We start from the raw sequence: 20,962 nt of genomic DNA, 5'->3' as shown, positions 1-20,962 counted from the left end.
TTGGGACGCAAACAAGAGTCATTGTGATTTTGTCCGGATCATCACGATTTCATCGACCATTTCTTTATACGTCGCCATGATGTCCTGTCCACAGAAGATTGGATCCTCGTCGAGCGTATCGAGGGCACGACGGAGGAGATGGATTTTTGGTTTTTTTCGTTCGAGCAGTTCTTCATAGACAAAATCAAGCACTTCGTTATGCGCTTCCCTTGAAGCGTCTGAAATCGCCGACAAGCCAATCAACCGTTTCATGTGTTCATTTGTTTTTACGAACAGTTCTTTTCGGATGACGACCTCATCTTGCGGACGATCGAGCCAAACGGAGAGGAAGCGTGGTGGAATCAATTGTTCTTCCGTTCGACTGACGTCATCGACGAAATGTGTCAACCGATTAAAGACGTAACGGACGACCCGCTCCGGTTGTGTATTTTTTTCCGACTGACGGAAGAAGTACATCGCGTATTGGAGCATCCCTGTATAAAGGACGGCGAAGTCAAGCAAGTATGGCGCTTTTTCCTCGCCAAACAAATCACGCATCCGGTGATAGGTCCATTCGATTTCAAGTAATCGGTTCTTTTCCATGAACGCCTTCAGTTCTTTTTCGTTCGAAGCGACAGCTTCTTCAAACAAGGTATAGAGCTTATACTTTTGCATCAGTTCAAGGTAACAGTTACCTTGTTGGATGAATGTCTCATAATCCGACACGTCGCGTCCGACCAAAATGTCTTTTCGAACATTACGCATTTTTTCAAAGACGACGTTAAAGACGTCGATGAACAATTCGTTTTTCGATGAAAAGTAGTTATAGAACGTCCCTTTCGAGACATTGCTATGATCGAGAATATCTTGAATCGATGTCGACTGGTATCCCTTTTCGACGAACAGACGATAGGCAGCATCCAGGAGTTGTTTCTTTTTTGGGTTCATTTTCTAATTCCTCTTCTAGTAAAAGATCTTTTTGAGTACATTCGATTTTACCTCAATCTTTTTTATTTTACTGTATAAAGCAAATAATTTGTAATGTTTTGTTCCAGGCGGTAAGATAACTAAGTTGTAGAATCAAAGTATAACAAATTAGACACGTAGTATAAAAGGAGCATAACGAAATGCAATCAACCAAGCAATCATCTCGACTTTATCTTATTTTAGCTGTCCTCATGGCAGGCGCGTTCGTTGCCGTCCTCAACTCGACGCTATTAAATATCGCCTTACCTTCCATTATGGTTTCGCTCGATATTCAAACCAGTACGGCCCAGTGGCTGACGACAGGTTATATGCTCGTCAACGGCATCATGATTCCGACGTCTGCCTTTCTCGTCCAAAAGTTCTCAACCCGCCAGCTGTTTCTGACGGCGATGAGCTTATTTACGATTGGAACTGTCGTCGCGGGTCAAACGGAGCTCTTCCCCGTCTTACTCGGTGCACGGATGTTACAAGCATCTGGTTCTGCTATCATGATGCCGTTATTAATGAACGTCTTAATCACCGGCTTCCCAATCGAGAAACGCGGGCAAGCGATGGGGATTTTCGGACTCGTCATCACATTTGCACCGGCAATCGGTCCGACTCTGTCCGGTTGGGTCCTTGAGCATTACGAATGGCCGATGCTGTTCCACATCGTGACACCAATCGCTGCACTTGTTCTTGTTCTTGGTTTCTTCTTACTAAAAAAAGAAGTCGTCACAAGCAGTTTACGCATCGATCGCCTGTCCCTCGTGTTGTCCAGTTTTGGATTCGGTGGCTTGTTGTACGGATTCAGTTCAGCCGGTTCAGCCGGTTGGGGATCATTCGCTGTCATCGGCTCCTTGACAGTCGGCGTCATCAGCCTCGTCTCATTCATTATACGACAATTACGTCTCGACGAACCGATGCTCGAGTTCCGGATTTTTAAATATCCGATGTTTGCTTTATCACAAGGGATTTCAATGGTCCTTAACATGTCGATGTTCTCGGCGATGATCTTGATGCCGATTTATGTCCAAACGATTCGTGGGATTTCCCCGTTCCACTCTGGACTTTTGATGTTACCCGGTGCACTCGTCATGGCGTTTATGTCTCCGATCACAGGCCGCTTGTTTGACCGGTTCGGTGCCCGGGTGCTTGCCATCATCGGATTGTCGTTGACAGTCTTAACAACGTTCTTCTTCAGTCGTTTGACGGCAGATACAGCGTATTCGTTCCTTGTCATCATGTACACATTACGCTTCCTCGGCATCTCGATGGTCATGATGCCCGTCATGACGAACGGTCTCAATCATATTCCGCAACATTTGACACCGCATGGTACGGCACTCAACAATACGTTGTCGCAAGTATCAGGAGCAATCGGTTCCGGATTACTCATTTCCGTCATGACATCACGGACAGCGAGTTACGCAACGGATCTTGCTGCGAACGCAACACCGACGACAGCACCGAAAACAATCATGACGCAAGCAATGGTCGAAGGGATTAATGATACGTTCTTCATCGCGACATTGCTCGCCTTGTTCGCCTTAATCCTTTCGTTCTTCATTAAAAAGCGTCCATCGGAAACATTAACGGTCGTCGAAACGGTCGCTGAAAAAAAATATGCGTAACGGTAGCTTTCGCTTCCTTCCGTTATGAATGAAAAGAATAGACACAGAAAACGCCGATCGCCCCGGATGAAACATGGGAGCATCGGCGTTTTTTGTTTGCAAGTCGTTCATCCGCTACCTGTTCTTGATATACTGCTCAATCTGTTTTGTGGAGAGAATCCGTTGGTTCGTACTGCCACGGATGGCCAGACTCCGATCATGAAGTTCTTTCACATATGGTCCGTCAATCAAACAATCCACCTGCCGTAAGATTCGACACGCGCGTTCCTCTTTAACTAAGTCTTCAATCCGATATCCGGTAAACAAATAAATCTCATAGTCCGGTCGCAATATCAGGACGAGTTGTTCGAGTGCCTCGATTTGAGCGAATGGTTCACCGCCCGACAGCGTAATTCGTTTTGATCCGATTTCCTCGACCCACTTGATGACGTCAGGAGTCGAGTAGGTTGTACCTGCCTCAGGCGACCACGATGATGGATTATGACAGCCTCGGCACCGATGTGGACAGCCGGCGAAAAAGATGACCGTCCGTAAGCCGGGACCATCGACGACTGAATCAGCGACGATCGATAGCAGTCGTACCATGGTAGACCCGGTCCTGTTCTTCGGCCCGTTTCGCTTCATTCCAGCGCGCCATCGTCCCGACGAGATATCCCGTAATCCGCCGAATCCGTTCAATGTCTTCTCCGCCACAGACTGGACACGTCTGTTCGATTGTCTGTTCCGTCCGACAGGTCAAACAACGATCGATTGGATGATTGATTGAGCCATAGCCAATTCCTTCTGCCGCCATCATCCGGACGATATCCTCGACGGCTTGCGGATTTTCTGCGAGCGCTCCATCCGTCTCGACATAGGTAATATGTCCTCCGTTACACAGCGCGTGAAACGGTGCTTCGAGGCGAATCTTTTGACGCATCGTTACCGTTGCCGTCACCGGAAGATGGAACGAGTTCGTATAGTAGGTTTTATCTGTCACACCGGCAATCAAACCAAACTTTGCGACATCATGCGCCGTGAATTTTCCAGACAATCCTTCCGCCGGTGTCGCAATCAGTGAAAAATTCAATCCCGTCTCATCCCCGAACTGATCGACAACGTGACGCATTGTCTGAATCAACGCCCGGCCGATGTTATGGGCAATCGCTGATTCGCCGTGATCATGTCCTGTCAAAACGACGAGCGCTTCCGCGAGACCAATGAATCCGACTGAAAGCGTCCCGTGGCGCAGGACCGGCTCGACGCGATCGGTCGGTTGAAGCGTCTCCCCGTCGCGCCAGACGTGTTGATACAGAAACGGAAATTCCTCTGCCCGTCGATTTGCTTGGTACTGATACCGTTCGAGCAACTGTTCGCAAGCAAGCTTCGTATATTCCGTCAATGCCGTAAACATATGATCGACCGTTTGACTCGTCAAGGCAAGCCGAACGAGGTTCAGACTCGTAAACGACAGATTTCCCCGCCCCGTCACGGAAGCTTCCCCTTGACGATGTTCAAAAACGCGTGTTCGGCAACCCATGTAGGCAACTTCTTCTGCTGTCTTGCTGACGTTGAACGGGGCATCTAAAAACGCAAAATTCGGAAAGAGCCGTTTTCCTGTCACTTTCGTCGCGAGCTGAAATAAATCGTAGTTCGGGTCACCCGGATTTAACGTCACGCCTGCTTTGACTTTAAAAATCTGAATCGGAAAGATTGGTGTCTCTCCTTTTCCGAGACCTGCCAGTGTCGCCTCAAGTAAGGCCTTCGTCAGCATCCGACCGTAAACTGAAGTATCCGTCCCGTAATTAATCGAGATAAAAGGAACTTGTCCGCCACCGCGTGAGTGCATTGAATTCGTATTATGGATGAAGGCTTCACATGCTTGATAGGTGATCTCGTATGTTTCTTGGCGCGCATATCTCGCGCGACGTGCCTTCGACCAGCTCGGAGCAATCTGATTAATTTTCTTCATTTGACGTGCGTACGTCTTCTCGACGAAGGGAGCTAAATCGGTATCAAAATTCGGAAAGGCTTGCCCACCATGCTGCATGTTTTGATTCGCTTGCATAATGATTGCAGCGAGCGCCATCGCAGAACGGATATCTTGTGCTGGACGAATTGACCCGTGACTCATCTGGAACCCGTTCGTCAGTAAGCGGCCTAACGGAATTTGAGAACAGGTCGTCGTTCCCGTGACATAGTAGTCAGCGTCATGGATATACAGAATATTGTCCGCTAACGCTTGTTTAACGCGAGGCGTCACGAGCAGGTCTTCCATCATCGCCCGCGCCGCCGTACTCGCGATCCGGTTCAACTTCGCGAGCGGTGCTTTGCCATCGATGTTGGCATTTTCTTGGACATGGTTAGTCGTTGGTTCCTCAATCACTTGTCGGTACAAGGTGTTCACTTCCATCATTATCACTCCCTAGCTGTCGCTTTATTTCTGTCTGTACGACTACTATATCTAGGAAGATTCTGCATCAGCAATCCCTGCATACTTTTGATTTTTTGCAAGTGAACGGACTCATTTTTCACGAAATGGTTGTAGAATTTACGTATTCTTCAGCTCCAGGCACGCTTTTTGAACTTTCGGAGCGCTATGAGGATTCTCACGACCGTCGAGCCACTCCGTCAAAAAAAGAACATCTTCCGGATACATGTGTTCAATGGTGTCGAGTGCAGCACGCGACATCCACGCTATCTGTTCAATCGTTTCGTCCGGGTCGTTGATCCCTTGACTGTCACCGATTCGGATGATTTCAAAATAGGTCGTTTCAACTTGAATCGTTTGGATGACGGTCTGCTTCGTAAATAGGTTCTGTTTAACCTTTACGGGATACCCGGTCTCTTCCATGACTTCTCGCACACAGCATTCGCCTGCCGTCTCTCCCGGCTCGATTCCACCGGACGGGACGGCCCACGCCTCGGAACCATAACTTTTGACCATCAATACTTGATTTTCCTCATTGACACAAACTGCTGCTGCACCATGCCACTCTCGCATCGTTTCATCCCCTTTCAGCTACTTGTTTCCGTTTAACCATTCGCGATGCCCTTAAACATTCCCTACAAAAAACTGCCGCTCCAACAAAATAACTTGTTGAAGAGACAGGTAGCTTGCTTACTTTTTAGTTGCATTCGGTAACATGACTTTAAAGAGTGCCCCGTCACCTAAGACGGACTCGACTTCAATCGTTCCGTCATGCTCACGGACGATTTCTTTACAGATTGACAATCCGAGTCCCGTTCCGCCGATTTTACGACTATCTGAGTTGTCGACGCGATAAAACTTACTGAACAGGTGCGGCGTCGAGCTGACAGGAATCCCGACACCAAAATCGCGGACACTCAGTTCGATGTTTGCATCATGCTCGAGTAAACCAATGATGATTTCACCCCCGTCTGGCGAGTATTTCACAGCATTGTTCAGTAAATTGCCAAGCAACTGCCTCATGCTGTTGCGATCGGCTTCCACCAGGAATGTCTGCCCTTGATCCGCATCGAGTTGAAGGGTATGCTGTTCCGTCGTCGCCTGATGAAACTGAATTTGCTCTTTGACGACATCGAGGAGATTAAATACTTCTTTTTCGTATGACTGCTTGCCTGATTCCATCCGTTGTACGTTCAAGAAATCACTGACGAGATCAGTTAGACGTTTTGATTCGTCATGGATTGTCTGTAAATACCGTTTACTCCGATCCGGGCCTAAGTCCCGTTTTAACATCAACTCGGTAAACCCATAGATTGACGATAAGGGTGTCCGTAGTTCATGTGAGACCGTCGAAACGAGTTCGGACTTCATTCGGTCAACTTCCGTTTCAGGCGTTACATCTCGGAAAACGAGGATCGTCCCGATTGGTTGTCCCTCATGAACGATTTCTTCAGCATAGACTTGAATAAAGTATGTGCCGTCGTCTATCGATAAGGAAAACATATCGGTCGGAATCTGACCAGCGAGGACCTCCTCGAAATACGTTCCGAATGCCTCTCGTTGATCCATCTGTTCGAACATCGTCTCGGGATTGACTTCAAGAAACGTCGTCATATCTGTTTCTTCCTCAATCTGAAGCGACTGGAAGATTTCAAACAATGCCCGGTTCCCGAGTATCACCTGTTCTTCATGTTTGACGTATAAAATCGCTTCACGGACAGAATTTAACAGCTGCGCCGTCTCCGCCCGCTCATAGTCCATCTGTTCATATAACGTCATCCGCATCCGTGAAATCGCAATCTGTTTTGCGAACGATGCCAATTCGATGATGTCATGTTCCGTGAACGCTTCATCAAATCGTGCTAAATAGAGGCAAGCAATCAATTCATCTTTTGCCGGATCCATGATTGGAATGACCGCTTCATGCATGTAGTACGGGTACCCTAACAATCGATCGTCGGTCACTTGTTTCGTCGATTGTGCACTTTCTTTTGAGACCATGACCCGTTTCAACAGTAACGATTCCGTTTTTAAGCTCTCTTGCTGCTCATCGGTCATCTCTTTTGGTACAACAGACGTAATCTCATTATTCTTGATGAAAAGTAATGCCCCGAACTCCGTTTTCGTCAAACGGACGATCGTGCTGATGACGGAAGAAAAATCAAACAAACTTTCTTTCGAAGCCAACGTCTCAATCAATTCATTCCGATCTTTCAGGTACAATTCATTCGAACGTGTTGCCGTCAAAGACTGTTCAAGTTTACTTTGCTTACCGGTCAAATCATCTTGTTTTTGTTCGAGCTCTCGATTTTGTCGTGATAGCTCGGCATGTTGAGACGAAATAGACTCGGCCATCTCGTAAAAGGAGTCTGTTAATTGACCGACTTCATTGTTCGATTGGCGGTCATACTCTAAAGAAATCGACTTTCCTTCTGCAAGACGGTGACTTTTCTTCGTCAGCTCTTGCAGCTGTTCCGTCAACCGATTGATGATCGGTCTAACGATGAACACAAGACACAAAATGAAAATCAGTAAGTTCAAGAACCAGAACCATTGTGTTTTCTCTAATTGGTCGAGTACTTGACGTTTCGTCTGACTTGCTGCGCCGTCGATATATAGGTAGCTCGCAAATGACGTCAATGCTCCGATCGCGAATACCCCATAAAAAATCGCCATCAGTTGTCTTCCTATCTTTTCAGTCATCCAGTTTCTCATAAAAAAATCCCCCTACTTATATTCAAAAAATACAGGGATGTCTTTAACCCATCTCGTATCTTCCTGTTAATTCCCTGAATTCGGGTGAATCAATCATGAAAAGATACGTTTACGGCATGGCGGTGCTACATGCAGGTCACAACTCAGGACAATCGCATCAACGACCCCTTGTTTCGTCAGTTGATCAGTCTCGATGTGTTGATTGAACAGCGGATTCGTCAATGCTTGAATGCGGGCCTCGGCCTGCCGTCCTCCCCAGGAATCCGGTCGTTCAAATCGCCGAAGTAAACGTCGTTTGACCGTAGTCGTAGAAGCCATCAATGAAACATGATGGACGAGATGCCCCCGTCGTCTCAATTCACCGATGATTTCATCAAAATAGATCGGATTCGTCACCGTCATCGGGACAATCATCGTCCGCTCGCCGGATTGATCACTCCGTTCGAGAAGCACCCGTGTTAGTTCCCGCCACAACGGTTCATCTTGAAAATCATCGTACATGCGTGTCGACGGGAATTGTTCTCTTAACAACTGACCGACTGATTCCGGATCGAAGATTACAGATTCCGGTATTCTTTGTTGTAACCCCTTAGCCGCCGTCGTTTTCCCGACTCCAAATGTTCCGTTAATCCAAATAATCATGATGTCCCCGTCTCCCTTGTCACTAGCATGATAGACATACGAAAAAGCCGTCCCGCCGGTTTCAACCGTCGGACGACTTTTTTGCCTGTTAATAAATGAAGCGGATGATGAAGGGCGCCAGGACACTCGCAAAAATCGCCGTCAGCACCATCGTCAGCAATCCGACCGTACCCTCCCGCTGGTCGAGCGTCATCGATTTCGTTGCACCCATGACATGGGCAATCGAAGCCAGTCCGACACCCCGACTGACGAAGTGACGAATCTTTAACCCCGTCATCAAGCGTGGACCGACAAGTGAACCGACGAGACCTGTCATCAGGACGAACGTCGCGGTTAAGGTCGCCGTTCCACCCGAACGCTCTGAAATCGACAAAGCGACGGGGAGCGTGACGGATTTCGGGAGCAGTGCCAGATTCGTCGTCCGTCCGAGATGTAACAACAGTCCGAACACGATATCTGACGTCAAGGCGATGCTCGTCCCGATGACGACCCCTAGACCAATTTCCGGCAAGAAACGCCGGACGTGGTGCCGGACCGTATAAAGCGGAATCGCGAAGGCGGTGATGGCAGGACCGAGCATTTTCGTCAAGTACTGCCCGCCCGTCATATAGGTCGCGTGGGAGACACCTGTCAGTGACAAAATCAAAATCATCGTTGCCGTCACCGTCAAAATCGGTAACGTCCAGACGCGTGGATACCGCCGATACCCGGCAAATCCAATCAAAAAAATGACAATCGTCAGAATCAACCAAAATAGTGCCTTAATCACGTGGCGTCACCCCATCTTTCCGGTGAGCAAGCCGATCGACGATGTAGGCAGAACCGACGAGCGTCAGCAAGCTACTCATGATGACGATCAAGACGACCTGTAAGCCGTACTGGCGTAAGAATGCAGTATAGTCCATGATTCCCGACAATGCCGGAACGAAGAACAACGGCATGATGAGCAGCAACAGTCGGCCGCCCCGTTCGACGTGTTTGACTTGAACGATTTTCGCCTTGAGCGCTAAATAGAGCAACAAGAGTCCGACGATATTCCCCGGTAACGCTAAGTCAAAGCTTTTACTGATCAGTTCACCGATTGTCGCAAAACAAGTGATCAGTATCACTTGCCCAATCAATGAAAGAAGTGCGCGCATTTTTGTAGACATAATTCCTTTTCCCCTCGTATGAACCGAATTCACTGTTCATTATCCGCTTCTGTTTGTGAACAATCAATGAAATGAGTCAAATTATTTGATGTAATCGTTCTCACACGAATTAAAGGGACACTTCTTGATACAGGGCAGCTTTAAGGATGAAAAATTGTTATTGAACAGATAAACGTGTATGAAGCGTGAAGATGCGATAACGAGAGACAATCCGGTCGCGCTTCCCTGTCTCGTCTCGTCTTCAAAGCGGCAATCTTCCGCGCCTCTACAGCAAAGCTGCAGGGTCGCGACCGATTGCTTTTCGCTTTAAAAGCGATTCGAGACGGATTGCGCCCTAAACCGTCTGCATGACTGGCGTTCCGTCATAGTGTTACCTAAAAAGCGTCACGTTTCGTAGACTCCTACGGGGAAAAGTGCGTTTTTAACGCACTTTTAGAGGCAGGCAAGACCCTGCTCGTTGTCCGTTAGGACGAAGGAGCAACGGCTTGCGCCTCGCCCGAGGAAAGCAACGAAAACAGACGCTTGATCTCCCGATGGCACTTTGTCTACAGCCTGAAGCGCGTTTTCACGCGATGATAAGAGGCGGGCAAGCAACGAAAAAAAAGCTGTGATTGCCCAAGAACTATGTTGTCCATATCCTGAGACTGCGTCTAGACAGTCGTTATTTGATAGGATGGGCCATGACACATAAAACGCCGATAATCCCGTTTTTCATACGGAATCATCGGCGCTGTTTAGGCAGATTCTTTTCGTTTACGATGGGCAAATCGTCTTCTCACATCACCCGTTTAAACAATTTCTCCAGTTCATACGTCGTCCACTCGATGATGACCGGTCGACCGTGCGGACACGTGAACGGCATCTCGGTTTGTGACAGATCGACGATCAATCGTCGCATCATCTCTTCATTTAACGGATGATTCGCTTTGATTGATTTTTTGCAGGCCATCATGATTGCTGCATCTTCCCGGTACTGTTCGATGTCGACTTTTTGTTTCATCAACGCTTCATCCATCAGCTCTTGAATCGTCTCTTCCTGCCGGTGCGATGGGAACCAGGTTGGTACTTCACGGACGATGAAGCTTTGCGGACCAAACGCCTCCAACTCAATCCCGACTTCTAACAATAAAGGCAGGATTTCTTCCATCCGCTTCATGTCGTCAGATGAGACTTCGAACGTGTACGGCAATAACAGTTGCTGTTGTTGCTCGAGCGGACGACCAAACATCACTTTGTACGTTTCATACTTGATGCGCTCCTGGGCGGCATGTTGATCAATCAAATACATCCCGTCCTCACCGGAACAGACGATATAGGACGAGTGCAGTTGACCGATGACATCGAGATAAGGAAACTTCGGTCGATTGTCCTCCGTTCGTCCAGCGTTCTCTACTACTTCTTCCTGTTGCTCTCCTTCGAAACTGACTGCTTGATCAGCCTGTCGTCCTTCTGTCTCATGAACGGCTTCGCGTTTTGGAATTGGATAATTCCAGACTGCACGTGACGATGTTTCTTCGACCGGATCAACACTGTACGAGAAGTCGAGTCGTTCCTGCGCACTCGGATCTTTTTTCGGTTTCGGTTTCGTCACTTGCGGAATCAATGTCTCACGACTGAGTGTCATTCGAATCGTCTCTTGAATCAATTGACATAATTCCGCTTCCTTCGACAAGCGGACCTCCCGTTTTGCCGGATGAACGTTGACATCAATCAACAACGGGTCCATCGTCACCTCGATGACAGCAATCGGAAAACGACCAATCGGCAGCAGCGTATGATAACCATTCAAGACGGCTTGCGATAAGGCAAAGTTTTTGACTGACCGCCCATTTAAAATCAAGGTGATGTAGTTTTTTGACGCCCGTGTGACTTCGGGTTTAACGAGATGACACGTCAATTGATAATCCGCATTCGACGCTGTCGCAACAAGTGTCCCTTGAATCGTCTGATGCCCGTAGACGCTCGCTAAGGCTTGAAGGACGTCTCCGGAACCATTCGTCTGGATCAACACTTTTCCTTCATGGACAGCACGGAACTTGACCTCCGGGTGGGCGAACGCCATCCGGTTCAAGACATCCGTGATCGCCGCAAGTTCTGTATGCGTCGTCTTCAAATACTTCAGGCGGGCTGGTGTATTGAAAAATAAGTGTTCGACCGTCAGCTCTGTTCCCCGGTTCATCGCGCTAGCCGAACGATCGAGTAACTTTCCGTATTCGAGAATCAATTGGACCCCTTCTTGATCGGCTCGTTTCGTCTTCAGCGTGACTTTACTGACGGACGCAATCGAGGCTAACGCCTCGCCCCGAAAACCAAGTGTCTTGATCCGGAACAAATCGTGTTCATCCTTAATCTTACTCGTCGCGTGACGGACGAAAGCGAGTTCCGCATCGTCCGGATAAAACCCGTGTCCGTTATCGCGAATCGTCATCCGTTTCATCCCTGCCTCTTCAAGTTCGACATCGACTTGTGTCGCTCCAGCATCGAGTGCATTTTCGACGAGCTCCTTGACGACGGAAGCCGGTCGCTCGACGACCTCTCCCGCCGCGATCCGGTTTGCTAACGAATCCGATAATTCACGAATGATGCCCATCCGTTATCTCCTCACTTTCTGGCTTCTGCTTGCAACCGATACAACGTATTGAGTGCATCGAGCGGTGTCATGTTAATCAAATCAAGCGTTGCGACCGTTTCCTTGACAGGGTCCGGTTCCGCGAACAAGCTCAGCTGATCGATTGGTGCCTCGAGTACTGGCGGTGTGACGTCGACCGGTGGTTTGACGCTTTGATCGGCTTGTTCGAACTCAGACAATAGCACTTCTGCCCGCGAAATCAAGGTTTCCGGTAAATCTGCGAGACGGGCGACATGAATCCCGTAGGATTGATCGGCTTTCCCGTCCCGGACTTCATGTAAGAACACGACGCGTCCGTTTTGTTCGACGGCGCGGACGTGGACGTTCGCAAGCTTCGCAATCGTTTCTTCAAGCACCGTCAACTCATGGTAGTGGGTCGAGAAAAGCGTTTTCGCGCCGACTGAGTCAGCAATGTGCTCGACAATCGCTTGGGCGAGGGCCATTCCGTCATAGGTTGACGTACCCCGACCGATTTCATCCAGCAAGATAAGTGACCGATCCGTCGCCCGTGTCAAGGCCTCTTGTGTCTCGACCATCTCGACCATGAACGTCGATTGTCCACTGACTAAATCATCCGCTGCCCCGATCCGGGTGAAGATTTGATCGAAGACGGGAAGTTCCGCCCGTGATGCCGGAACGAACGAACCGATCTGGTGGAGTAAGGCAATCAAGGCGAACTGACGCATGTAGGTTGATTTACCGGACATGTTCGGTCCCGTGATCAATAACATTTCACGCGCTTCGTCTAATGCAATCCCGTTTGCGACATATTCCCCGCGTGGTAAGACTGTTTCGATGACCGGATGACGGCCGTCTTCAATCGCTACGCTTCGACCGTTCGTCGTCACCGGACGAACGTAATCGTGCGTTTCCGCGATTTCCGCGAGCGCGACGAGGACGTCGAGTTCCGCAATCCGGCGGCTGACCCGTTGCAAACTCTCAATGTGTGTTTTGACTTGGTCACGGACACCACAGAAGAGTTCATATTCCATCGTGATACTTTTTTCTTCCGCTCCGAGAATCAAGGCTTCTTTTTCTTTCAATTCCGGCGTAATGTAACGCTCGGCATTCGCAAGCGTCTGTTTTCGTTCATAGCGTCCTTCCGGGAGCAACTTGGCGTTGGCACGTGAGACTTCGATGTAATACCCAAAAACACGGTTGTAGCCGATTTTTAACGTTTTAATGCCGGTCGCCTGCCGTTCACTCGCTTCGAGTGTCGCAAGCCACGTTTTCCCGTCTTTTGAAGCCGTCAGCAATTCATCGAGCTCAGCGTTAAAGCCGGTCCGGATCATCCCACCGTCCTTTGTTGAAATCGGTGGGGCTTCGACGAATGCCGCATCAAGCAACGCCGTTAACTCGTCATGCGGATCAAGTCCAATCGCTAATTGCCCGAGACGCTGGCTGAGCAGTTCTTCGAGCGCTGCCTGTATCCGTGGAATCAATCGTAACGTCGTTTTCAGTTGGACGAGATCACGGGCAGAAGCTGTGCCGTAGCCGACTTTTGCGACGAGTCGTTCGAGGTCATAGACTTCTCTTAACGTATCCTTCAACTGGTGCCGCTCAAAGTAGTGCGCAAGCAGTTCTTCGACCGCGTCGAGCCGCTCCGTAATCGTCTGTTCCGACAAGAGCGGTTTTTCAAGCCACCGCTTGAGCATCCGGCCGCCCATCGCTGTTCCCGTGATGTCGAGTAATCCAAGCAACGAACCCTTTTTGTCGCCTGTTCGTGCTGACCGGACGAGTTCAAGGTTTTTGACCGTATTCGGCTCAAGCTGCATAAAGTCCGTCGCTTCGTACACAAGCGCCGGTTGCAGGTGCGACAAGGCACGTTTTTGCGTATCATGCATATAGGCATAAAGGACAGCGAACGCATCCGCTTGTGCCGCGTCGATCGCCCGGTCACCGTGTGGATGACTTTCACGGCGCGTGCTTTCCGTCAACGGGATCCGTAACGACTGTAATGCTGCTGTGTGCTCCGGATTCGTGACGACGATTTCCCGTGGCAAGATGATACTCAGTTCCTTGATGACGGCGTCGAGCGAAGTAACACTCGTCAAGGCACTCTCGCCTGTCGAGACGTCCCCACGGGCAATCCCGAACCGTCCTTCCTGTTCAGCGATTGCGACGAGGTAACGGTTTTCCTTTTCCGTCAAGGACGACATCAACGTACCCGGCGTGATGACTTGAATAACTTCCCGCTTGACGAGTCCTTTCGTCAGCTTCGGATCTTCGACTTGGTCACACAGAGCGACTTTATATCCCCGTTCAATCAATTGTTCGATGTACCCGTTCGCCGCATGATGCGGTACGCCGCACATCGGAATCGGATGTTCAGCATTCTTCCCGTTCTTCGCCGTCAACGTCAGCTCCAGTTCATGAGCGACTTGTTTGGCATCATCAAAAAACAATTCATAAAAATCACCGAGTCGATAAAATAAAAAGGCATCCGGATAATCCGCCTTAATTGAAAAATATTGTTTCATCATTGGTGTGTTGTGCACTGCTTCCATCTTTCCACCTCATTCGTAGAAAAAGCCGACGGATTTCCGTCGGCTTCCCCATTCGTTTCATTGATTAATAGCCGCAACCGCCGCTTTTGTTTTCAGCTTCCATCCCACTGCCCGTTTTTCCAGCTAAGACATCGCCATCCGTTGCTTCGATGATTTGATCCGTAATCCCGTTCGAGATTGTCACCGTGATGTACTGAAGTAAGCCGTTGACTTCTTCTTGCGACTCTTGGAACTGTTGGACGACCGGCATCTCATCGAGCTCAGCAAATAATTTATCCAGTTTTGCTTCAACACGCGCGAGTGCCTCTGTTTTTCCGTAGTGCTGGCAGTTGACTGCCTCTTTTTGGAGGAACTTGATTTGTTTCATCATCTTTTGAACTTTTTCGTTGCCATTGATGTTGGCTTCGGCCGCTTTAAACCGTTCGACTTCTGACGTTTCAGAAATCATTTTAGCGATTTCGTTTGCTTTTTCGATGATTTGTTCATCTGTATACATACACATTCGTCCCCTCTATGTCGAGCGGTCAGACCGCTACTCGTCGTTTCTACGAACGATGACTCGTTCTGTCGCATTCATTATACCGTTCTCACTAGAGGGTGACAAGAATAGTTCCTTATTCAATCGAACGCCACAATAAGTAAGCAGCGTGACTGCGGTACGGGGCAAATTCTTCAGCGAGAACAATCGCTTCATTGACAGTCGGACGAACGCCATTCAAGCGTTCAAATGCCCGTAAGATTCCGATGTCGGACGCCGGAAATAGATCACTCCGCCCATAGCCGAACATCAACACATTTTGGACCGTCCAGGGACCGACGCCTTTTAAAGCAATCAATTGTTCCGCGATGACCGCATCTTCCGCCTGTCGGAGTTGTTCAAAGTCAAGGTGGGCGGTCGCCGCCCGTAACAAATAATCGACTTTACGACCCGATAGTTGCAACGCCCGTAAGTCTTCTACCGAAGCACCCGCCAGTTCAGCTTGCGTCGGCGGAAAAACGACGCCGTCGATTGTCGTTCCGAATGTTCGAAAAACCCGGTCCGTCAAGACGCGTGCGAACGACAGATTGATTTGCTGGTGGATGATGGACCGTGTCAAGGCCGTGAACGGATCAACATCGAGCACAAGCCGTTCCGCACCAAACGTTTCAACGATCGGAGCAAGCGTCGTCTGCTTTAGTTCGTGCGACGGGTTCGGTTCATTCAAGCGAAACCGCCGTTGCATCGCTTCAACCATCACGTCTTTCGGTCCGTCCCCTGTCAGCACGATCGTCCGACGGTCTTTCGCCCCGATTTGACCAATCCAAGGCTGAGCGTCAACACGAATCGGAATCCGTAAAACGTCTCCTAGCCGTTGCTGTAGCGAATCATTCAACAGACGGGTCCGGACGCCCTCAAAATCATAATCAGACGTCAATTTTACTTCTTGTTGCCACATCAGAAGTCTCCTTTTACGCAAAAAATAGTTTGACTCCACCTAAAATTAAACCGATGAAAAATCCACAAATCGCTCCGTTGACCCGAATCCATTGTAAGTCGTTTCCGACTTTGTCCTCAATCATATGAATCAACGTTTCCGTATCGAACCGATTCAAGTTCTCACGGACGAGTCCGCCGATCCGCGCATGGTTTTGGTCGACGAACCGGACGAGTTGGTCTTTCATCCAGCGGTCGCTCTCCTCTTTGAACGTCGGATGGTGTTCCCACTCATCAAGCGCCTGGTTCATTAAAGGCAGTGCCCGTTGTTCCCAAAATGCATCTGATATAAAGTATGTCTCTAGCTCTGCGATACCTGACGTGTAGGCGCGATCGAGGATCGGCTCTAAATCAATTCGTTCGATTTCTTGCATCTTCCACGCATCGATTTTCCCTAATCGGACATCATCTTGTGCGAGCTGTGCCAAATTCCGACGGATGTGATCGATGATCGCCAACCGATTTGGATGATGGACGTGTTTCATGTCTTGAATCACGCTCAAGAGGACACTTTGGATGACAAGGCTGAGGCGTTCCTCCGAGTAGACTTTTTGAACCGTCTTCGCCGTCACCCGTAAGAAGGTATTTTTTTCTTGATCAATCATTGCCTGGTAGGCAAGTCGTCCGATTTGATCGCGGATGACGGGGTCTTGCAAGAGTTTTTGTCCGTAATCGAGCAGTTGATCAATCGCCAACTCATCGAGTCGGCGCTCGTCGTTCAAATCGATTAAGCGATCGGCTAATTTCTTCGCCGGGTACGCTCGAATCGTTTCAACGATTCGCTCATCGACCGCCTTGATGATTGATGCCCGTGGAAGTTTTCGTAAAATCCCAATCAATAGTTCCGTCACAGTCGATCGAAACGCCGGGACTAACACAAGCGAACGTAATAATTTGATGAAGCGATCTGCAAGCGTCATGTGGCGCAGCTTTTCGACGATGCTTTCTTTGTTCAATAAATCTTTTTCGAGCATTTGGACAATCGATTCGATGACCCGTTCACGATTTTTCGGCAGCAAGTTCGTATGTGGAATCTTTAGACCGAGCGGATGACGAAACAGAGCTGTAATCGCGAACCAATCGGCGATTCCACCGACGAGACCGGCCTCAAAACCACTTTGGAGCCAAAAAATCCAAGCATTTTCTTTAAACGGTAACGACGCGACAAAACCGACTGCCATAAATATCAACGAGACGGTCGCGAGGCGTCGTGTCGAAGATTTTGGTGTATTCACCTCGTGTTGCAAAACACTTCCTCCTTTTCGTAGAAAGGGATTGATTGCGCGTATAGTTGATTATACGTTACCCCATTCTGATAAGTTTCGACAAGAAAGAGCCCCAGCCTCACCTGACTGGGACTCGTTATGTAATTAAAACGTGTATTCTCCGAATTTTTTGCCGTCCCACGTCGCCGTTGCCGTTGATACGAAATAGACTAATCCGTTTCCGAATGTGTTCTCCATTAAAGAAACAAGCTGTTGTCCGTTCGTTTGTTCGACAAATGCTAACCGAACCTCTTCCTTGCCTTGATAAATTCGTTCATAGACACTCAGTCCTCGGGCATTGATGAACGTTCGTGCCGTTGCAAAAACGATCGGTCCGACTTCCGGACGTCGCTCCTGGATGAAGAGTTGACATTTTTCCTCAAAGGGATTCACGCGATTCACTCCTTCTCTCTTTTTATGGTCATGACTACTTACTTCCCGTCTCTCCCTCATCATAATCCTGTTCTGACAAAAAAGCGACCATTCGGCCGCTTCTTTCATCATTTCACAAAGTCATTCAAATCTTGACACCTAACTGCCGGGCGACATGAATCGCTGACGTCGACGCACCGATTGTCCCTGCCCCCGGAAAGACGGTATCGCCAATGACGTAGAGATTCGGGACACCGGTCCGAAATGATGCCGCGCGGAACAAACTCGTTGAACGCAATTGCGGATAACCACCGACGCCACCGTCCGGTCGTGACGTGTAGCGCACCCAGGCGCCCGGTCCACCAGGATGACGTTCGATTACCTGCTCGCGAAAGCCGGGAAACTCTTGTTCGACAATCGTTTCGAATACATCCTGCATGCTTTCGATCTGATGCCCGTAATGTACGTTGTCCGTAGCATCAAAGTAACCAATCGGGACGTGACAGGACATCGTCAATGTCCGCACGCCCTCCGGAGCGCGTTTTACATCGCCCGAACGTGATAATGACAAAAAGGCATGACCCGACGGTAACCGTTCATCATGAATTTGTCGAAAGGCACTATCAGATGCAACCAGTTTTTCCGGAAAAGCAGCATAATACGTGAATGTGGCCCATTGCGCCAGTTTCCTTTGTCTTGCGTACGTCCGTTTAAGCGTCTGCTGAAGAGGTGGACTGACGAGACGTTGCATCGCTTCGAGTGGGAGCGCACCGATGACGACATCCGCTAACACGAGACGACCGCGACGATCTTCTAATAAAAAGCCATCTGCCGTTTGCTTGACCGATGTGATTTTACGACCAAGCAACATCGTCGCCCCGTCATGTTCTGCCGATTCTTTTAAGATTTCTGCGACTCGATAAAGACCGCCCGGCACATAGTACGCTCCGTCGTGATAAATCGATAAGGCAACGGCACCGAGTAACGCGGATGCTTCCTGTCCAGTCTGCATACTGTCTAATAAAATTCCGTCCACCAGCCGAGCGAAAACCGATCCTTCCAACCCATGGCGCCGTAACACTTGTCCGACGGTCTGTGTGACGTATGGAAGTAAGGGCAGGCTCGATTGTGCTTCTTTTAGAATCAACTGTGCATCGTGCAATGTTCGTACAGGTAGTGCCGGGAGTGACTCCATCAACGGAGCGACATGACGTTGAATCTTATCGATTTCTTCAAAAAATGTACCGATTTGCTGCGCCTGCTGTGGGAATACATCCTGTAGTTCTCCGATGAATCGAGCACGGTCACGGTAATAGGCAATATCGTGTCCATCGATTTTAATCGTCATCACAAGATCAAGTAATTCCGTTTCGACATTTAACCCCAGGTGTCGCAAAATCCGGTCATGAATGCCGCCCCGTTGAAAGCCCATCCCAAGTGTCGCGCCAACCGGATACGTCAACTCTTTTCGGGTGAATTTGCCTGCGGAACCGCCCCATTCACGACTTCCTTCAAGCAATGTCACATCATGCCCTTCTCGAGCGAGGAGCGCCGCCGCTGTCACGCCGGCAATCCCACCACCAATAATCGCGACGCGTTTCATTGATCGTCCTCCTCTTCCACGACTAGATTTTCTTTAAATAAGAAATCGCGTACTTCGCGGAAAACCGGTTCGCGCCGGTGAATCGTGAAGTGGTCATATTTATATGACTTCGTCTGGATGTTGTCAGTATAATCTTCGAGCGCGAACGAACTGTCTAACGGAATCAGATTGAAGTCGCCTCCTTTGGCACCGAAGGAATAAACAAGGACGTCACGCGGCCACGTCTCAAGTCGCGCTTTCAACCGTTCAATCGCCTTCGACTTCTCTGCTAAATCTTGAATCGCCGGACTGTTCGTATTCGTCCCGAACGGAGCAAGCGTCAAGCCAAGCGTCGCATAATCCGAACCTCCGATTGGTGCATCAAGCGTAACGACTTTTCGAATCGTATACGGAAGATTTTCATTCAACGTATATTCGACGACGTCAACTCCGCCCATACTGTGACCAACAAGTTGGATGTCGGTAAACGTCGCCTTTTGTTGCTTGTCATACTGAGCGATCGCCGATTCGAGCCACGTCTGTTGCTGCGCAAGGCTTGCTTCATCGTCTTCGAAGATGATACGAACGAGTGGGAAGCCGGTCGACGAGTCATTGATTTTACAAGTTACCTTCCCTGCCCGATCAACATCACATCGCCCTCCGTCATCCGCTAACTTTTTCTCCGTAAAATTTTCAATCATCGGTAAGAAGGTCCGTTCCGTCCCGAACAAGCCATGCACCATGAACGTCGGGACAATCTCCCCCTTCGATTCCGTCACGATTTGCGCTGTCGGTGGCGGGGCACTCGCCGTCTCGTCGGCAAAGATTAACCAAGCACCACCTCCGAGTAACAGACAAACGAGTAGCGAGATACTGATTGTTTGAAGTTGCTTCCGGCGTAATTTCCGCACATGGTGGATGATCCAAAACGTCAAGAGACCGAGTCCGATCAATAAGACGATCCCCGTGATAATCCAGCCCGTCGGATTCGGGACGTATGCCACGAGTTGCAATTGATTATCTTTCGTCCCGTATAATTTCCACGAGACGTCATTGTAGTTCGCCCAGTCGATTTTCTCTGCATTTTGCAAAGCGACGACTTCCGGGACGTGCAGTTTAATCTCGATATCCGCTTGACGGATGTAACGATCAGCTAACTTTTTAACTTGACCTGTAGGATGATAGCCCTTGATATTTAAGCGATCGATACTTAAGTCGATGTTCGTATTTAAACGGTACGTATTAAACCAAAAACCTTCATGCTTGTCCACATCATACGTCGTATCGGGCGGAATCAAGATCCCCCCGACACCCGTCTTCCATTCATCTTTAATCGAGGCCAAATCTTCAAGGTTCGCGAATGTTTTTTCCATACGAAGTCCTTCATAGTCATCCTTCGTTTTAAAAGTCGACGCTGCATAGCCGTTTTTTTCAGCTTGCTTCGCATACATCTCCCAGTCCGGATTAAAGTTCAATAATCGTGCGACCGGATGTTCTTTTGCTGCATATGTCGTCTTCAAGGTGACACTTTGATCCAGATGGACAGTCGCATCATACTGAATGCGAATGCAGCCACCGAGCAAAAACGTCAGCATCAGTAAAGACGCCAGCAATAGCTTTTTTTGAATCGTCATAA

At 49.0% G+C, this 20,962-nt stretch carries 17 protein-coding genes; 1 reads left to right on the top strand and 16 read right to left on the bottom strand.

Annotated elements, in window-relative coordinates; translation table 11 throughout:
* Positions 1–18 precede the first annotated feature (18 nt).
* Positions 19–927 carry a TetR/AcrR family transcriptional regulator gene (locus P403_RS0113935; RefSeq protein ID WP_029333219.1) on the bottom strand — a complete coding sequence of 303 codons (909 nt, stop codon included), beginning with the start codon at positions 925–927 and terminating at the stop codon, positions 19–21.
* A gap of 179 nt (positions 928–1,106) precedes the next feature.
* Between P403_RS0113935 and P403_RS0113930 the strand changes: the two genes are divergently transcribed.
* Positions 1,107–2,579: a DHA2 family efflux MFS transporter permease subunit gene (locus tag P403_RS0113930; RefSeq protein WP_029333215.1), complete on the top strand. Its 1,473-nt coding sequence runs from the start codon at positions 1,107–1,109 to the stop codon at positions 2,577–2,579.
* A gap of 114 nt (positions 2,580–2,693) precedes the next feature.
* Here P403_RS0113930 and nrdG read toward each other — a convergent pair whose 3' ends face one another.
* The 15 genes from nrdG to P403_RS0113855 all read right to left on the bottom strand — a co-directional run bounded on the left by nrdG (position 2,694) and on the right by P403_RS0113855 (position 20,960).
* Positions 2,694–3,164 carry an anaerobic ribonucleoside-triphosphate reductase activating protein gene (gene nrdG, locus P403_RS0113925; RefSeq protein WP_029333214.1) on the bottom strand — a complete coding sequence of 157 codons (471 nt, stop codon included), beginning with the start codon at positions 3,162–3,164 and terminating at the stop codon, positions 2,694–2,696.
* Entirely contained in the window at positions 3,136–4,971 is a 1,836-nt protein-coding gene (locus P403_RS0113920; protein WP_152638928.1) for an anaerobic ribonucleoside triphosphate reductase, read from the bottom strand. Before P403_RS0113920 ends, nrdG begins: the two co-directional genes overlap by 29 nt.
* A 138-nt stretch (positions 4,972–5,109) precedes the next feature.
* Positions 5,110–5,562 carry an NUDIX hydrolase gene (locus P403_RS0113915; RefSeq protein WP_051667422.1) on the bottom strand — a complete coding sequence of 151 codons (453 nt, stop codon included), beginning with the start codon at positions 5,560–5,562 and terminating at the stop codon, positions 5,110–5,112.
* A 117-nt stretch (positions 5,563–5,679) separates the two neighbouring features.
* Positions 5,680–7,704: a HAMP domain-containing sensor histidine kinase gene (locus tag P403_RS0113910; RefSeq protein ID WP_029333210.1), complete on the bottom strand. Its 2,025-nt coding sequence runs from the start codon at positions 7,702–7,704 to the stop codon at positions 5,680–5,682.
* Positions 7,705–7,797: 93 nt separating this feature from the next.
* On the bottom strand, positions 7,798–8,346 hold the full coding sequence (locus P403_RS0113905; protein ID WP_029333209.1) for an AAA family ATPase: 549 nt from the start codon (positions 8,344–8,346) through the stop codon (positions 7,798–7,800).
* An 88-nt stretch (positions 8,347–8,434) separates the two neighbouring features.
* Positions 8,435–9,115: an LrgB family protein gene (locus P403_RS0113900; protein WP_029333208.1), complete on the bottom strand. Its 681-nt coding sequence runs from the start codon at positions 9,113–9,115 to the stop codon at positions 8,435–8,437.
* The gene (locus tag P403_RS0113895; RefSeq protein ID WP_029333206.1) at positions 9,108–9,497 is read right to left on the bottom strand and encodes a CidA/LrgA family protein; all 390 of its coding nucleotides are present in this window, start codon (positions 9,495–9,497) and stop codon (positions 9,108–9,110) included. The genes P403_RS0113900 and P403_RS0113895 overlap by 8 nt, the downstream gene beginning before the upstream one ends.
* A 775-nt stretch (positions 9,498–10,272) precedes the next feature.
* Entirely contained in the window at positions 10,273–12,087 is a 1,815-nt protein-coding gene (gene mutL, locus P403_RS0113890; RefSeq protein WP_029333204.1) for a DNA mismatch repair endonuclease MutL, read from the bottom strand.
* An 11-nt stretch (positions 12,088–12,098) separates the two neighbouring features.
* Positions 12,099–14,633, bottom strand: a complete 2,535-nt coding sequence (mutS, locus tag P403_RS0113885; RefSeq protein ID WP_029333203.1) for a DNA mismatch repair protein MutS — start codon at positions 14,631–14,633, stop codon at positions 12,099–12,101.
* A 64-nt stretch (positions 14,634–14,697) separates the two neighbouring features.
* On the bottom strand, positions 14,698–15,135 hold the full coding sequence (locus P403_RS0113880; protein ID WP_029333202.1) for a YlbF/YmcA family competence regulator: 438 nt from the start codon (positions 15,133–15,135) through the stop codon (positions 14,698–14,700).
* A 112-nt stretch (positions 15,136–15,247) separates the two neighbouring features.
* The gene (locus P403_RS0113875; protein ID WP_029333201.1) at positions 15,248–16,069 is read right to left on the bottom strand and encodes a DNA-3-methyladenine glycosylase family protein; all 822 of its coding nucleotides are present in this window, start codon (positions 16,067–16,069) and stop codon (positions 15,248–15,250) included.
* A gap of 13 nt (positions 16,070–16,082) precedes the next feature.
* Positions 16,083–17,354, bottom strand: coding sequence for a DUF445 domain-containing protein (locus P403_RS0113870; protein WP_029333200.1), 1,272 nt, complete (start codon positions 17,352–17,354; stop codon positions 16,083–16,085).
* Positions 17,355–17,477: 123 nt separating this feature from the next.
* Positions 17,478–17,765 (bottom strand): hypothetical protein, encoded by a 288-nt coding sequence (locus P403_RS0113865; protein WP_029333199.1) that lies wholly within the window; start codon positions 17,763–17,765, stop codon positions 17,478–17,480.
* A gap of 124 nt (positions 17,766–17,889) precedes the next feature.
* A complete protein-coding gene (locus tag P403_RS0113860) occupies positions 17,890–19,347 on the bottom strand; it encodes a phytoene desaturase family protein (RefSeq protein ID WP_029333198.1) in 1,458 nt (485 codons plus the stop codon).
* Complete coding sequence (locus P403_RS0113855) at positions 19,344–20,960, bottom strand: alpha/beta hydrolase (RefSeq protein ID WP_029333197.1); 1,617 nt, start codon at positions 20,958–20,960, stop codon at positions 19,344–19,346. The genes P403_RS0113860 and P403_RS0113855 overlap by 4 nt, the downstream gene beginning before the upstream one ends.
* Positions 20,961–20,962: the final 2 nt, after the last annotated feature.

This window comes from Exiguobacterium oxidotolerans JCM 12280 (genome assembly GCF_000702625.1).
Classification (GTDB): Bacteria; Bacillota; Bacilli; order Exiguobacteriales; family Exiguobacteriaceae; genus Exiguobacterium_A; species Exiguobacterium_A oxidotolerans.
The sequence above is the reverse complement of the archived record's forward strand: the minus strand, read 5'-3'. Positions and strand labels throughout refer to the sequence as shown.